The organism is Streptomyces sp. NPDC055966 (genome assembly GCF_042269865.1).
Classification (GTDB): Bacteria; Actinomycetota; Actinomycetes; order Streptomycetales; family Streptomycetaceae; genus Streptomyces.
In genome coordinates, this window is record NZ_JBHJYK010000009.1 from 1 (window position 1) to 14472 (window position 14472).

14 protein-coding genes are annotated in these 14472 nt (G+C 70.5%); 1 reads left to right on the plus strand and 13 read right to left on the minus strand.

The genetic code is table 11. From position 1 onward, the window contains the following. The 13 genes from ACFC8N_RS20030 to pyrR all read right to left on the minus strand — a co-directional run. On the minus strand, positions 1-452 hold a 452-nt coding region (locus tag ACFC8N_RS20030; protein WP_376288928.1), incomplete at its 3' end, for an S-adenosylmethionine synthetase N-terminal domain-containing protein. Between the two features lie 264 nt (positions 453-716). Then, positions 717-1919 (minus strand): bifunctional phosphopantothenoylcysteine decarboxylase/phosphopantothenate--cysteine ligase CoaBC, encoded by a 1203-nt coding sequence (coaBC, locus tag ACFC8N_RS20035; protein ID WP_356036790.1) that lies wholly within the window; start codon positions 1917-1919, stop codon positions 717-719. Positions 1920-2018: 99 nt separating this feature from the next. Beyond that, complete coding sequence (gene rpoZ / locus ACFC8N_RS20040) at positions 2019-2291, minus strand: DNA-directed RNA polymerase subunit omega (RefSeq protein ID WP_005319902.1); 273 nt, start codon at positions 2289-2291, stop codon at positions 2019-2021. Between the two features lie 38 nt (positions 2292-2329). Then, the gene (gmk, locus tag ACFC8N_RS20045) at positions 2330-2887 is read right to left on the minus strand and encodes a guanylate kinase (protein ID WP_356036793.1); all 558 of its coding nucleotides are present in this window, start codon (positions 2885-2887) and stop codon (positions 2330-2332) included. Positions 2888-2959: 72 nt separating this feature from the next. Beyond that, positions 2960-3283, minus strand: coding sequence for an integration host factor (locus tag ACFC8N_RS20050; RefSeq protein WP_003977346.1), 324 nt, complete (start codon positions 3281-3283; stop codon positions 2960-2962). Between the two features lie 299 nt (positions 3284-3582). Next, positions 3583-4428 (minus strand): orotidine-5'-phosphate decarboxylase, encoded by an 846-nt coding sequence (gene pyrF, locus ACFC8N_RS20055; RefSeq protein WP_356036796.1) that lies wholly within the window; start codon positions 4426-4428, stop codon positions 3583-3585. Then, entirely contained in the window at positions 4425-5531 is a 1107-nt protein-coding gene (locus tag ACFC8N_RS20060; RefSeq protein WP_376288929.1) for a quinone-dependent dihydroorotate dehydrogenase, read from the minus strand. Before ACFC8N_RS20060 ends, pyrF begins: the two co-directional genes overlap by 4 nt. 78 nt (positions 5532-5609) lie before the next feature. Continuing rightward, a complete protein-coding gene (gene carB / locus ACFC8N_RS20065; RefSeq protein WP_356036801.1) occupies positions 5610-8918 on the minus strand; it encodes a carbamoyl-phosphate synthase large subunit in 3309 nt (1102 codons plus the stop codon). Beyond that, entirely contained in the window at positions 8911-10053 is a 1143-nt protein-coding gene (carA, locus tag ACFC8N_RS20070; RefSeq protein ID WP_356036804.1) for a glutamine-hydrolyzing carbamoyl-phosphate synthase small subunit, read from the minus strand. The genes carB and carA overlap by 8 nt, the downstream gene beginning before the upstream one ends. Continuing rightward, positions 10050-10610 carry a hypothetical protein gene (locus ACFC8N_RS20075; RefSeq protein ID WP_356036806.1) on the minus strand — a complete coding sequence of 187 codons (561 nt, stop codon included), beginning with the start codon at positions 10608-10610 and terminating at the stop codon, positions 10050-10052. The genes carA and ACFC8N_RS20075 overlap by 4 nt, the downstream gene beginning before the upstream one ends. Next, positions 10607-11893, minus strand: coding sequence for a dihydroorotase (locus ACFC8N_RS20080; protein WP_356036809.1), 1287 nt, complete (start codon positions 11891-11893; stop codon positions 10607-10609). Before ACFC8N_RS20080 ends, ACFC8N_RS20075 begins: the two co-directional genes overlap by 4 nt. A gap of 5 nt (positions 11894-11898) precedes the next feature. Then, a complete protein-coding gene (locus tag ACFC8N_RS20085) occupies positions 11899-12885 on the minus strand; it encodes an aspartate carbamoyltransferase catalytic subunit (protein WP_376288930.1) in 987 nt (328 codons plus the stop codon). A 92-nt stretch (positions 12886-12977) separates the two neighbouring features. Continuing rightward, entirely contained in the window at positions 12978-13559 is a 582-nt protein-coding gene (pyrR, locus tag ACFC8N_RS20090; protein ID WP_356036815.1) for a bifunctional pyr operon transcriptional regulator/uracil phosphoribosyltransferase PyrR, read from the minus strand. A 265-nt stretch (positions 13560-13824) separates the two neighbouring features. Between pyrR and bldD the strand changes: the two genes are divergently transcribed. Beyond that, positions 13825-14328: a transcriptional regulator BldD gene (gene bldD / locus ACFC8N_RS20095; protein ID WP_014671524.1), complete on the plus strand. Its 504-nt coding sequence runs from the start codon at positions 13825-13827 to the stop codon at positions 14326-14328. Positions 14329-14472: the final 144 nt, after the last annotated feature.

Here is a 14472-nt window from a genome sequence, read left to right on the forward strand (position 1 = left end):
AGGAAGACCGGCAGCGGCATCAGCGTCGGCGTCTCGTCGGACGCGTAGCCGAACATCAGGCCCTGGTCGCCCGCGCCCTGCTTGTCCAGCTCGTCCTCATCGCCCTCGACGCGGTTCTCGTACGCCGTGTCGACGCCCTGCGCGATGTCCGGGGACTGCGCGCCGATGGACACCGACACGCCGCAGGAGGCGCCGTCGAAGCCCTTCTTGGAGGAGTCGTAGCCGATCTCCAGGATCTTGTTGCGGACCAGGGTCGCGATGTCCGCGTACGCCTTGGTCGTGACCTCGCCGGCCACGTGCACCAGGCCGGTGGTGATCAGCGTCTCGACGGCGACCCGGGAGGTCGGGTCCTCGCGCAGAAGCGCGTCGAGAATGGTGTCGCTGATCTGGTCAGCGATCTTGTCGGGGTGGCCCTCGGTCACGGACTCCGAGGTGAACAGGCGACGGGACACAACGCTCCCTGTGGTTGCAGCGGCTGCTGGCTGATCATTTTCTGTCGGCACGAGGGCTGCGCCTGATGCCGACCTGGAACAGTTTATCGGTCGCACTCGCCCGATGGGCCACAGTCTCACCTCTCGGGAGTGCTGTGACCTGCGGCACGGGCATTCTGCCCAATGCCCGGTGGCGTTGGCCAGGGTCGCCACACGCGAATCGAGAGGTGATCGAGAAGTGCTCGCGCACGCCCCCAGCGGGCGTCCGCGGGGGCGCGCCGGGGCTCAGCGCAGGCGCTCGGCGACCAGGTCCCACACGGTGTCGGCCAGGGCTTCCTTGGGCCCGTGCGGCACGGCGGTCTCGCTGCCGTCGGCGCCCAGCACGACGGCTTCGTTCTCCTCGGAGCCGAACGTCCTGCGCTCCCCCACCTCATTGACGACGAGCAGGTCACAGCCCTTGCGGGCGAGTTTGGTGCGGCCGTTCGCGAGGACGTCGTCGGTCTCGGCGGCGAAGCCGACGACCACCTGCCCCGGCCGGGCACGATCGGCGGAAATCTCCGCAAGAATGTCCGGATTCCGCAGGAGGACGATCGGCTCGGGCTCCTGGCCGTCCTTCTTCTTGATCTTCCCGGCGGCGTAGACGGCCGGGCGGAAGTCCGCGACGGCGGCGGCCATGACGACCGCGTCGGCGTCCGCCGCCGCCTTCACGACGGCCTCGCGCAGCTGGACCGCCGTACCGACCGGGACGACGTCCACGCCCGCCGGGTCGGGCAGGCCGGTGTTGGCCGCGATCAGCGTGACCCGGGCGCCGCGGGCGGCGGCGGTGCGGGCGAGGGCGTAGCCCTGCTTGCCGGAGGAGCGGTTGCCGAGGAAGCGGACCGGGTCGAGGGGCTCGCGGGTGCCGCCGGCCGACACGACCACGTGGCGGCCTTTCAGGTCGGGCTCGGTGGCGCCCCGGGCCAGCACCCGGCGGCAGACCTCGAAGATCTCGGCCGGGTCGGGCAGCCGGCCCTTGCCGGTGTCGACCCCGGTGAGCCGGCCGACGGCGGGCTCGATGACGACGGCGCCGCGGCGGCGCAGCGTGGCCACGTTCTCCTGGGTGGCCGGGTGCTCCCACATCTCGGTGTGCATGGCGGGCGCGAAGACGACCGGACAGCGGGCGGTCAGGAGCGTGTTGGTCAGCAGGTCGTCGGCGAGGCCGTGGGCGGCCTTGGCCAGCGTGTCGGCCGTGGCGGGCGCGACGACGACGAGGTCGGCGCCCTGGCCGATGCGGACGTGCGGGACCTCGTGGACGTCGTCCCAGACCTCCGTCGAGACGGGGTTGCCCGACAGCGCGGACCAGGTGGCGGCGCCGACGAAGTGCAGCGCCGAGCCGGTGGGGACGACGCGTACGTCGTGACCCGACTCCGTCAGTCTGCGCAGCAGCTCACAGGCCTTGTACGCGGCGATTCCGCCACTGACCCCCAGAACGACCTTCGGCTTGTCCACCGTCTCTCCCCGGCTCGGAACCTACGGGACCATCACACACCACAGGCCCGGCAGCATGCCTGCCGGGCCTGTGGATAAGTCAACTGCGATCTGAAAGTACTACTGCGCGGGGCCCTCGATGGCCTCGGACGTCAGCAGACCCGCGTTGATCTCACGCAGGGCGATCGAGAGCGGCTTCTCGTGCACGTGGGTGTCGACGAGCGGGCCGACGTACTCCAGCAGGCCCTCGCCGAGCTGGGAGTAGTACGCGTTGATCTGACGGGCGCGCTTGGCGGCGTAGATCACGAGGCTGTACTTCGAGTCAGTGGCCTCAAGCAACTCGTCGATCGGCGGGTTGATGATGCCCTCGGGCGCGGTGATGGAAGAGGACACGCTCTACCTTCCGAAAGAGGGAAAAAGATCGAGAACGATCACACAACGTCCATCAAGGCTAGCAGCTCGCGCGCCACGTCCTCGACGGAGGTGTTGACCAAGGTCATGTCGAACTCCGGCTCGGCCGCCAACTCGGTCCTGGCCGCCTCCAGGCGGCGCTCGATGACCTCGGGCGACTCGGTACCCCGGCCGGTCAGCCTGCGCACGAGCTCCTCCCAGGAGGGAGGAGCCAGGAACACCAGTCGGGCGTCGGACATCGACTCCCGGACCTGTCGGGCGCCCTGGAGGTCGATCTCCAGCAGAACGGGCTCGCCGTTCTCCAGGCGCTCCAGCACGGCCGCGCGCGGCGTGCCGTAGCGGTTCCCGGCGAACTCGGCCCACTCCAGCAGCTCACCGTTGGCGATCAGCTTGTCCATCTCCTCGTCGGTGACGAAGAAGTAGTGGACTCCGTGCCGCTCGCCGGGGCGGGGCTTGCGGGTGGTGGCCGACACCGAGAGCCAGACCTCGGGGTGTTCCTTGCGCATATGGGCGACGACCGTGCTCTTGCCGACCCCCGAGGGGCCGGAGAGCACGGTCAGCCGCGGACGTTCACTCATGCAGCGATTATTCCAGCAATCCCGGGGTGCCCGGGACGCCCGGTCTGCTCCCCGTGGACCGGGGAGCAGGACTCAGGAGCCGGTGCTGCCGAACTCACGCTCCAGGGAGGCGATCTGGTTGGAACCGAGACCCCGCACGCGGCGGCTCTCGGAGATGCCCAGACGCTCCATGATCTGCTTGGCGCGGACCTTGCCCACGCCGGGCAGCGACTCGAGCAGCGCGGAGACCTTCATCTTGCCGATGACGTCGTTCTCCTGGCCCTGCTTGATGACCTCGTGCAGGGAGGCGCCGGAGTGCTTGAGTCGATTCTTGACCTCGGCCCGCTCCCGGCGAGCCGCGGCGGCCTTTTCGAGCGCGGCTGCGCGCTGTTCAGGGGTAAGGGGCGGAAGAGCCACGCCTACGTCACCTCGGATGTCGAACTGTCGGATACGGACCGGTGAGGAACCTAGTCGCCCCACACCTGGGGAGCCACGAGCAACACGCTGCCCGTTCTCCCCCACTGTCTTGAGGGCGCGGGAGGTGCCCCCACTGCTCGGAGACTAGCGGGCAAGTCCGCCAGAGTCAGCGAGAACAGCGGAAAAGTCCTGGTCAGCCTCCGCCAGGACGGACATTTCAGACATAATGCCCCCGATTTGAGGATGTATTCACACTCAAGTCGCCGACCTGCCGCCTGCCCGGACATACATCGGAGGGCTCAGGAACCTGCGACGACGGCCTGAATCTCCTCGGCGAAACGCTCCGCGGCCGCGCGCACCGCCGCCGTGTCGGGACCGTGACGCAGAACACCCCGGCTCACGTTCGGCACGACGTTGCGCAGCGCCGAGCCGAAGACCTTCGGCAGGTCGGCCGCCGTCGCCCCCTGCGCGCCGACGCCGGGCGCCAGCAGCGGGCCGTTGATCGCGAGGTCGTACGACGACAGGTCGCCGACCGTCGCGCCGACGACGGCGCCGAAGGAGCCCAGGGGCTCCTCCCCGGCGTTCTCGGCGGCCAGGTGGGCCAGCATGGTCGCCCCCACGCTGCGGCCGTCGGCGCGCACCGCGTGCTGCACCTCGGGGCCCTCCGGGTTCGAGGTCAGCGCCAGCACGAACAGGCCGGCGCCGCTCTCGCGGGCGAGGGCCACGGCCGGGCTGAGCGAGCCGTAGCCGAGGTACGGCGAGACCGTCAGGGCGTCGGAGAACAGCGGGGCGTCCTGGTGCAGGTACGCCTCCGCGTACCCGGCCATGGTGGAACCGATGTCGCCGCGCTTGGCGTCCATCACGACGAGCGTGCCGGCCGCGCGCGCCTCCCGGACGACCGTTTCCAGGACGGCGACGCCGCGCGAGCCGAAGCGCTCGAAGAAGGCGCTCTGCGGCTTCATCACGGCGACCCGGTCGGCCACGGCCTCGACGACCGTGCGGCTGAACCGCTCCAGACCGGCCACGTCGTCGTTCAGATCCCACCCGGCGAGCAGCGAGGCGTGCGGGTCGATGCCGACGCACAGTGGGCCGCGCTCGTCCATGACGCGGCGCAGCCGGGCGCCGAAGGGCTCCATCGAGGTCATGCGGGCTTCCTCACGTCGGCGCCGACCGCGTCGGCGAGGGTGGCGTAGGGGCTGGTGCGCAGGCGCGCGGCGAGGCCCTTGTGGATCGTGCGGGCCCAGAAGGGACCCTCGTAGATGAAGGCGCTGTAGCCCTGGACCAGCGTGGCGCCGGCCAGGATGCGCTGCCAGGCGTCCTCGGCGGTCTCGACGCCGCCGACGCCCACCAGGGTGATCCGGTCGCCCACGCGCGCGTACAGGCGGCGCAGGACCTCCAGGGAGCGCTCCTTGAGCGGGGCGCCGGACAGGCCGCCGGTCTCCTGCACGAGCGAGGGTGCGGAGCGCAGGCCGAGGCCCTCGCGCGCGATGGTGGTGTTGGTGGCGATGATGCCGTCCAGGCCCAGCTCCACGGCCAGGTCGGCGACGGCGTCGACGTCCTCGTCGGCGAGGTCCGGGGCGATCTTCACCAGCAGCGGGACGCGGCGGTTCGCGACCGTGCGGTCGGCGGCCGCGCGCACGGCGGTCAGCAGCGGGCGCAGCGACTCGGTGGCCTGGAGGTTGCGCAGGCCGGGTGTGTTCGGCGAGGAGACGTTGACGACCAGGTAGTCGGCGTACGGCGCGAGCCGCTCGGCGGACTTCACGTAGTCGCCGACGGCCTCCGCCTCCGGGACGACCTTGGTCTTGCCGATGTTGACGCCCACGACGGTCCTGAAGACCGGCTCGCGGGTCGCGAGGCGGGCCGCCACGGTCAGGGAGCCGTCGTTGTTGAAGCCCATGCGGTTGATCAGCGCGCGGTCCGCGACGAGGCGGAACAGCCGCTTCTTGGGGTTGCCGGGCTGCGGCTCCCCCGTCACCGTGCCGATCTCGACATGGTCGAAGCCCAGCATCGCCATGCCGTCGATCGCGACGGCGTTCTTGTCGAAGCCCGCGGCGAGCCCGAAGGGGCCGTGCATGCGCAGCCCGAGGGCCTCGGTGCGCAGTTCCTTGTGGCGGGGGGCGAGGGCGGCCGCGACGAAGGTGCGCAGCACGGGGACGTGCACGGCCAGACGGATCCAGCGGAAGGCCATGTGGTGGGCCTTCTCGGCGTCCATCCGCCGGAACACCAGACGGAAGAAGAGCTTGTACATCTCGGGAAAGTCCTCGGGGTCCTCAGGGGGGTCCTCGTACAGAGGGGGACACCGTTTCCGGTGTCCCCCTCAGGGCTGCTAGTCGCGGGCCGCGGTCAGGTGTTCCGCGTGTTCCTGGAGCGAACGGACGCCCACGTCACCGTGGTTGAGGGCGTCGATGCCCTGGACGGCGGCGGCGAGGGCCTGGACGGTCGTCAGGCACGGCACCGAACGGGCCACCGCCGCCGTACGGATGTCGTAGCCGTCGAGGCGGCCGCCGGTGCCGTAAGGGGTGTTGACGATGAGGTCGACCTCGCCGTCGTGGATGAGCTGGACGATGGTCTTCTCGCCGTTCGGGCCGGTGCCCTCGGACTGCTTGCGCACGACCGTGGCGTTGATGCCGTTGCGCTTGAGGACCTCGGCGGTGCCGGAGGTGGCGAGCAACTCGAAGCCGTGCGCGACCAGTTCGCGCGCCGGGAAGATCATCGAGCGCTTGTCGCGGTTGGCGACCGAGATGAACGCGCGGCCCTTGGTGGGCAGCGGGCCGTACGCGCCGGCCTGGGACTTGGCGTACGCCGTGCCGAAGACCGAGTCGATGCCCATGACCTCACCCGTGGAGCGCATCTCCGGGCCGAGGACGGTGTCGACGCCGCGGCCCTGGATGTCGCGGAAGCGCGACCACGGCATGACGGCCTCCTTGACGGAGATCGGCGCGTCCAGCGGCAGTTCGCCGCCGTCGCCGGTCGCCGGGAGCAGGCGCTCGGCGCGCAGCTCCGCGATCGTCGCGCCCAGCGAGATCCGGGCGGCGGCCTTGGCCAGCGGCACCGCGGTCGCCTTCGAGGTGAAGGGCACGGTGCGCGAGGCGCGCGGGTTGGCCTCCAGGACGTAGAGGATGTCACCCGCCATCGCGAACTGGATGTTGATCAGGCCGCGCACGCCGACGCCCTTGGCGATGGCCTCCGTCGAGGCCCGCAGGCGCTTGATGTCGTAGCCGCCCAGGGTGATGGGGGGCAGGGCACAGGCCGAGTCGCCGGAGTGGATGCCGGCCTCCTCGATGTGCTCCATGACGCCGCCGAGGTACAGCTCCTCGCCGTCGTAGAGGGCGTCGACGTCGATCTCGATCGCGTCGTCCAGGAAGCGGTCGACGAGCACCGGCCGGGATGGGCTGATCTCGGTCGACTCGGCGATGTAGGACGCGAGGCGGGTCTCGTCGTAGACGATCTCCATGCCCCGGCCGCCCAGGACGTACGAGGGCCGGACGAGCACCGGGTAGCCGATCTCGTCGGCGATGGCCTTGGCGCCCTCGAAGGTGGTGGCCGTGCCGTGCTTCGGGGCGGGCAGGCCCGCCTCGGCGAGGACGCGGCCGAAGGCGCCGCGGTCCTCGGCGGCGTGGATGGCCTCCGGCGAGGTGCCGACGACCGGTACGCCGTTGTCCTTCAGGGCCTGGGCGAGGCCCAGCGGGGTCTGGCCGCCCAGCTGCACGATCACGCCCGCCACCGGGCCGGCCTGCTGCTCGGCGTGGACGATCTCCAGCACGTCTTCCAGCGTCAGCGGCTCGAAGTACAGGCGGTCGGAGGTGTCGTAGTCCGTGGAGACGGTCTCCGGGTTGCAGTTGACCATCACCGTCTCGTAGCCCGCGTCGCTCAGCGCGAAGGAGGCGTGGACGCAGGAGTAGTCGAACTCGATGCCCTGGCCGATGCGGTTCGGGCCGGAGCCCAGGATGATGACGGCCGGCTTCTCGCGGGGCGCGACCTCGTTCTCCTCGTCGTAGGAGGAGTAGAAGTACGGCGTCTTCGCCGCGAACTCGGCGGCGCAGGTGTCGACCGTCTTGTAGACCGGGCGGATGCCGAGGGCGTGCCGCACCTCGCGGACGACGTCCTCGCGCAGGCCGCGGATCTCGGCGATCTGCTGGTCGGAGAAGCCGTGCCGCTTGGCCTCGGCGAACAGCCCGGCGGTCAGCTCGGGGGCCTCGGCGAGCTCGTCCGCGACCTCCTTGATCAGGAAGAGCTGGTCCACGAACCAGGGGTCGATCTTCGTGTACGCGAAGACCTCCTCGGGGGTGGCGCCCGCGCGGATGGCCCGCATGACCGTGTTGATGCGGCCGTCGGTGGGCCGTACGGCCTGTTCGAGGAGGCCGTGCTTGTCGCCGGGCTCGCCGACGAAGGTGAACTGGCTGCCCTTCTTCTCCAGCGAGCGCAGCGCCTTCTGGAAGGCCTCGGTGAAGTTGCGGCCGATGGCCATGGCCTCGCCGACCGACTTCATGGTGGTGGTCAGCGTGGAGTCGGCCTGCGGGAACTTCTCGAACGCGAAGCGCGGCGCCTTGACGACGACGTAGTCGAGCGTGGGCTCGAAGGAGGCCGGGGTCTCCTGCGTGATGTCGTTCGGGATCTCGTCCAGCGTGTAGCCGACGGCCAGCTTGGCGGCGATCTTCGCGATCGGGAATCCGGTGGCCTTGGAGGCGAGGGCGGACGAGCGGGACACGCGCGGGTTCATCTCGATGACGATCACGCGACCGTCCTCGGGGTTCACCGCGAACTGGATGTTGCAGCCGCCGGTGTCGACGCCGACCTCGCGGATCACGGCGATGCCGATGTCCCGCAGGATCTGGTACTCGCGGTCGGTCAGCGTCATCGCGGGCGCGACGGTGATCGAGTCACCGGTGTGCACGCCCATCGGGTCGAAGTTCTCGATGGAGCAGACGACCACGACGTTGTCGTGCTTGTCGCGCATCAGCTCCAGCTCGTACTCCTTCCAGCCGAGGATGGACTCCTCCAGGAGCACCTCGGTGGTCGGGGAGAGCGTGAGGCCCTGGCCGGCGATGCGGCGCAGCTCCTCCTCGTCGTGCGCGAAGCCGGAACCGGCGCCGCCCATGGTGAAGGACGGGCGGACGACGACCGGGTAGCCGCCGAGGGTCTCGACGCCCTGGAGGACGTCCTCCATGGAGTGGCAGATGACCGAGCGGGCGGACTCGCCGTGGCCGGTCTTGCGCCGGACCTCTTCCACGACGTCCTTGAACAGGTCGCGGTCCTCGCCCTTGTGGATGGCCTCGGGCTTGGCGCCGATCAGCTCGACGCCGTACTTGGTGAGGACACCGTTCTCGTGCAGCGAGATCGCGGTGTTCAGGGCCGTCTGGCCGCCCAGGGTGGGCAGCAGGGCGTCGGGGCGCTCCTTGGCGATGATCTTCTCGACGAACTCCGGGGTGATCGGCTCGACGTACGTCGCGTCGGCGATCTCCGGGTCGGTCATGATCGTCGCCGGGTTGGAGTTGACGAGGATGACGCGCAGGCCCTCGGCCCTGAGCACGCGGCACGCCTGGGTGCCGGAGTAGTCGAACTCGGCGGCCTGGCCGATGACGATCGGGCCGGAGCCGATGACCAGGACGGACTGGATATCGGTGCGCTTAGGCACGCTGGCCCTCCATCAGGGAAACGAAGCGGTCGAACAGGTAGGCGGCGTCGTGCGGGCCCGCTGCCGCTTCGGGGTGGTACTGGACGGAGAAGGCCGGCTGGTCGAGCAGCTGGAGCCCCTCCACGACGTCGTCGTTCAGGCAGACGTGCGAGACCTCGGCGCGGCCGAACTTCGTCTCGCTGACCTGGTCGAGCGGCGCGTCCACGGCGAAGCCGTGGTTGTGCGCGGTGACCTCGACCTTGCCGGTCGTGCGGTCCTGGACCGGCTGGTTGATGCCACGGTGGCCGTACTTCAGCTTGTAGGTGCCGAAGCCGAGGGCGCGGCCGAGGATCTGGTTGCCGAAGCAGATGCCGAACAGCGGCGTCTTCCGCTCCAGGACGGCGGTCATCAGGGCCACCGGGCCGTCGGCCGTGGCCGGGTCGCCGGGGCCGTTGGAGAAGAACACGCCGTCCGGCTCGACGGCGTAGATGTCGTCGGGCGTGGCGGTGGCGGGCAGGACGTGGACCTCGATGCCGCGCTCGGCCATGCGGTGCGGGGTCATGCCCTTGATGCCGAGGTCGATCGCGGCGACGGTGAACCTCTTCGCACCGATCGCGGGGACGACGTAGGCCTCCTTGGTGGCGACCTCCTCGTACAGGCTCAGGCCCTTCATGCGGGGCTGGGCCTGCACGCGCTCCAGCAGCTCGGCCTCGGGGGCGATCGCCTCGCCGGAGAAGACGCCGGCGCGCATGGAGCCGCGCTCGCGCAGGTGGCGGGTGAGGGCGCGGGTGTCGATCCCGGAGATGCCGACCACGCCCTGCGCGACCAGCTCGTCGTCCAGCGAGCGCTTGGCCCGCCAGTTGGACGGCACGCGCGCGGGGTCGCGCACGACGTAGCCGGAGACCCAGATGCGGCTCGACTCGTCGTCCTCGTCGTTCCAGCCCGTGTTGCCGATCTGCGGGGCGGTCGCGACCACGATCTGGCGGTCGTACGACGGGTCGGTCAGGGTTTCCTGGTAGCCGGTCATGCCGGTGGAGAACACGGCCTCGCCGAAGGTCTCCCCCACGGCCCCGTAGGCGCGGCCGCGGAAGATCCGGCCGTCCTCCAGGACGAGTACGGCGGGAACCTTGGCGGCTCCCCTGGTGGAGGTCGTCATCGTGCGCCTTCCGTGTCGTTGATCATGTGGTTCAGGGTGTCGACCCACTCGGTGTGCTCGGCCGCCTGCTCGGAGCGGAAGCCGGAGTCGATCAGCTTGTCGCCGAGCGCCCAGGTCACCACCAGCAGGCCGCCCTCGGGGAGGACCTTGCCGGCGATGGCCGCCTCCAGCCGGGCCCCGCGCAGTGCGGCGGCGGGGATGAAGAAGTCGTTCGCTCCGGGACGCTCGACCTCCAGGCCCGCCTCGGTCAGGGTCAGCTCGGCCCGGCTGCGGGTGCCCAGGCCGTGGGCCACGATGCGGTCCAGCCACTGCCCCGCGGTGGTGGAGCCGTGGTAGCGGCCGCTCAGCTCAAGTTTCACCGGGCCGGTCTCCTCCGGCGCGCTGGGCGGCTCCGGAAGGTCGCTCTGGAGCGTGCCGCGCCACTTCCAGCCCTCGCGCATCAGCCAGTAGACGAGCGCGATGAACAGGAGGAGTCCGACGAGCCAGCCGATGCGGGCCGGCCAGTCGGTGACGTCGGCCGACTTCCTGGCCTCGGCCAGCAGGATGAGAGGTGTCACGTGAGCTTCCCGTCGACGAGCGTGGCCTTGCCCCGCAGCCACGTGTGCGTCACACGGCCCGGCAGCTCACGCCCCTGGTAGGGGGTGTTGCGGCTGCGCGAGGCGAAGCCCGCGGGGTCCACCTGACCACGGTATTCCGTGTCGACGAGGGTGAGGTTGGCGGGCTCACCGGCCGAGACGGGACGGCCGTGCCCGGTGGCCTGTCCGATCTGCGCGGGCTTGACGGACATCCGGTCGGCGACGCCGGCCCAGTCCAGCAGGCCCGTGTCGACCATGGTCTCCTGGACCACTGACAACGCGGTCTCCAGGCCCACCATCCCCATGGCGGCCGCGGCCCACTCGCAGTCCTTGTCCTCGTGCGGGTGGGGGGCGTGGTCGGTGGCGACGATGTCGATCGTGCCGTCGGCCAGGGCCTCGCGCAGGGCGTGCACGTCGCGCTCGGTGCGCAGCGGCGGGTTGACCTTGTAGACGGGGTTGTACGTGCGCACCAGCTCGTCGGTGAGGAGCAGGTGGTGCGGGGTGACCTCGGCGGTGACGTCGATGCCGCGGGACTTGGCCCAGCGGACGATCTCGACGCTGCCGGCGGTCGACAGGTGGCAGATGTGGACGCGGGAGCCGACGTGCTCGGCGAGCAGGACGTCCCGGGCGATGATCGATTCCTCGGCCACCGCCGGCCAGCCCCCGAGCCCCAGCTCGGCGGAGACGACGCCCTCGTTCATCTGGGCGCCCTCGGTCAGCCGCGGCTCCTGCGCGTGCTGGGCGACGACACCGCCGAAGGCCTTCACGTACTCCAGGGCGCGGCGCATGATCACGGCGTCGTCCACGCACTTGCCGTCGTCGGAGAAGACGGTGACCCCGGCGGCCGACTCGTGCATGGCGCCCAGTTCGGCGAGCTTCCTGCCCTCCAGGCCGACGGTGACGGCGCCGATGGGCTGCACGTCGCAGTAGCCGTGCTCCCGGCCGAGCCGGTAGACCTGCTCGACGACACCGGCGGTGTCGGCGACCGGGAAGGTGTTGGCCATGGCGAACACGGCCGTGTAGCCGCCGGAGGCGGCCGCGCGCGTGCCGGTCAGCACGGTCTCGGAGTCCTCACGGCCGGGCTCGCGCAGGTGGGTGTGCAGGTCGACCAGGCCCGGCAGCAGCACCTTGCCGCCGGCCTCCACGACCTCCGCGCCCTCGGCGGACAGGCCGGTGCCGACCGCCTCGATGACCTCACCTTCGATCAGCACGTCCTGCGGCTCGCCGCCGAGCACCTTCGCACCACGGATCAGGATCTTGCTCATGGGTCTTACTTCTCCTCGGAGCCGGTGGGGCGGGTGTGGGTGACGGCGGGCTCGTTGCCGCCGAGCAGCAGGTACAGGACGGCCATCCGGATGGAGACGCCGTTGGCGACCTGCTCGACGACGGTGCAGCGCTCGGAGTCGGCGACCTCGGCGGTGATCTCCATGCCGCGCACCATCGGGCCGGGGTGCATCACGATGGCGTGCTCGGGCATCTTCGCCATGCGCTCGCCGTCGAGGCCGTAGCGCCGCGAGTACTCGCGCTCGGTCGGGAAGAAGGCGGCGTTCATCCGCTCGCGCTGGACGCGGAGCATCATCACCGCGTCGGACTTCGGCAGGACGGCGTCGAGGTCGTACGACACCTCGCAGGGCCAGGTCTCGACGCCGACGGGCACCAGGGTGGGCGGGGCGACCAGGGTGACCTCGGCGCCGAGGGTGTGCAGCAGGTCGACGTTGGAGCGGGCCACGCGGCTGTGCAGGACGTCGCCGACGACGGTGATGCGCCTGCCCGTGAGGTCCTTGCCGAGGCCGGCGTCACGGCCGATCAGCCGCCGGCGCATGGTGAAGGCGTCCAGCAGGGCCTGGGTGGGGTGCTGGTGGGTGCCGTCGCCGGCGTTGATGACGGGTGCGTCGATCCAGCCGGAGTTGGCGAGGCGGTACGGGGCGCCGGAGGCGCTGTGCCGGATGACGACGGCGTCCACGCCCATCGCCTCCAGCGTCTGCGCGGTGTCCTTGAGGGACTCTCCCTTGGAGACGCTCGATCCCTTGGCGGCGAAGTTGATCACGTCTGCGGAGAGGCGCTTCTCGGCGGCCTCGAAGGAGATCCGGGTCCGGGTCGAGTCCTCGAAGAAGAGGTTGCAGACCGTGCGGCCGCGCAGGGTCGGCAGTTTCTTGATCGGCCGGTCGGCGACCCGGGCCATCTCCTCGGCGGTGTCGAGGATCAGGACGGCGTCGTCGCGGGTGAGGTCGGCGGCCGAGATGAGATGACGCTGCATCTGTCAGGCTCCGTAAGGCAGTTCAAACGGGAGAATTGGGGCAATCGGCTGCGTACGCGAGTACGCCGAAGCGGGCGTGCGCGCCTGACTTGCTACTGGTCGGCCGGCTTCACACCGAGCAGCACGGTGTCGCGACCGTCCTCCTCGGCGAGCTGGACCTTGACCGTCTCCCGCAGCGACGTGGGGAGGTTCTTGCCGACGTAGTCGGCGCGGATCGGCAGTTCGCGGTGGCCCCGGTCGACCAGGACCGCGAGCTGCACCGCGCGGGGGCGCCCGATGTCGTTCAGGGCGTCGAGGGCGGCGCGGATCGTACGGCCGGAGAAGAGCACGTCGTCGACGAGGACGACCAGCTTGCCGTCGAGTCCGTCACCGGGGATCTCGGTACGGGCCAGCGCGCGCGGCGGGTGCATGCGCAGGTCGTCGCGGTACATGGTGATGTCGAGCGAGCCGACCGGGATCGTGCGCTCGGTGATCTGCGCCAGCTTGACGGCGAGCCGCTGGGCGAGGAAGACGCCGCGGGTGGGGATGCCGAGGAGCACCACGTCGTCGGCGCCCTTGGCGCGCTCGACGATCTCGTGGGCGATGCGGGTCAGCACCCGCGCGATGTCGGGGCCCTCAAGGACGGGCCGCGCATCGGTTGCCTGCGCGGTGGCGGGCGAGTCGTGCTTGTCCATAGGAAACGGACCTCCTTCTCCGCCTCACGGGACGGACCTTAAAGGACGTCGGATTTGCGCCATCTACCGTAGCAGGTCATGAGGTGGGCCCCGATCACCCCCTCCTTCACCCGCTCGGCCCAACCGGCTGCCGCTGGCACGGAAGCGTCGGTGTGGACCATTCGGCTTGACGCGCAAGAGTCACGCTGCGTAACCTCACAGTGAGTTACCAGCCGCGCGGTGGACAACCCAGTCGGCCGCGTCGACACAGTGTCCGGGGAGCTATATGTCCAGCGAATACGCCAAACAGCTCGGGGCCAAGCTCCGGGCCATCCGCACCCAGCAGGGCCTTTCCCTCCACGGTGTCGAGGAGAAGTCCCAGGGTCGCTGGAAGGCCGTGGTGGTCGGGTCCTACGAGCGTGGCGACCGTGCGGTGACCGTGCAGCGGCTTGCCGAGCTGGCCGATTTCTACGGTGTCCCGGTCCAGGAGCTCCTGCCGGGCACGACGCCGGGCGGCGCCGCGGAGCCCCCGCCGAAGCTGGTCCTCGACCTTGAGCGGCTGGCCACCGTGCCGGCCGAGAAGGCGGGCCCGCTCCAGCGCTACGCGGCGACGATCCAGTCCCAGCGCGGTGACTACAACGGCAAGGTGCTCTCGATCCGCCAGGACGACCTGCGCACACTCGCCGTCATCTACGACCAGTCCCCCTCGGTCCTGACCGAGCAGCTGATCAGCTGGGGTGTGCTGGACGCGGACGCGCGCCGCGCGGTGGCCACGCACGAAGAAGCCTGAGCCGCTTCACACCTGCGCAGAAACGTGCCGTCGGGGTGGCCGGAACCGTACGGTTCCGGCTGCCCCGACGGCGTTTCCCGTGTGCGGGCGCGACAGGAACGCCGGAGGGCCCACAGCGGCGCGCTGTGGGCCCTCCGGCGTGTC

Coding starts and splice junctions, on each gene's coding strand:
- carA (WP_356036804.1), bottom strand. CDS start 10,053: ATGACGACCTCCACCAGGGGAGCCGCCAAGGTTCCCGCCGTACTCGTC.
- ACFC8N_RS20085 (WP_376288930.1), bottom strand. CDS start 12,885: ATGCAGCGTCATCTCATCTCGGCCGCCGACCTCACCCGCGACGACGCC.
- pyrF (WP_356036796.1), bottom strand. CDS start 4,428: ATGACCTCGATGGAGCCCTTCGGCGCCCGGCTGCGCCGCGTCATGGAC.
- gmk (WP_356036793.1), bottom strand. CDS start 2,887: ATGAGTGAACGTCCGCGGCTGACCGTGCTCTCCGGCCCCTCGGGGGTC.
- ACFC8N_RS20060 (WP_376288929.1), bottom strand. CDS start 5,531: ATGTACAAGCTCTTCTTCCGTCTGGTGTTCCGGCGGATGGACGCCGAG.
- pyrR (WP_356036815.1), bottom strand. CDS start 13,559: ATGGACAAGCACGACTCGCCCGCCACCGCGCAGGCAACCGATGCGCGG.
- ACFC8N_RS20080 (WP_356036809.1), bottom strand. CDS start 11,893: ATGAGCAAGATCCTGATCCGTGGTGCGAAGGTGCTCGGCGGCGAGCCG.
- bldD (WP_014671524.1), top strand. CDS start 13,825: ATGTCCAGCGAATACGCCAAACAGCTCGGGGCCAAGCTCCGGGCCATC.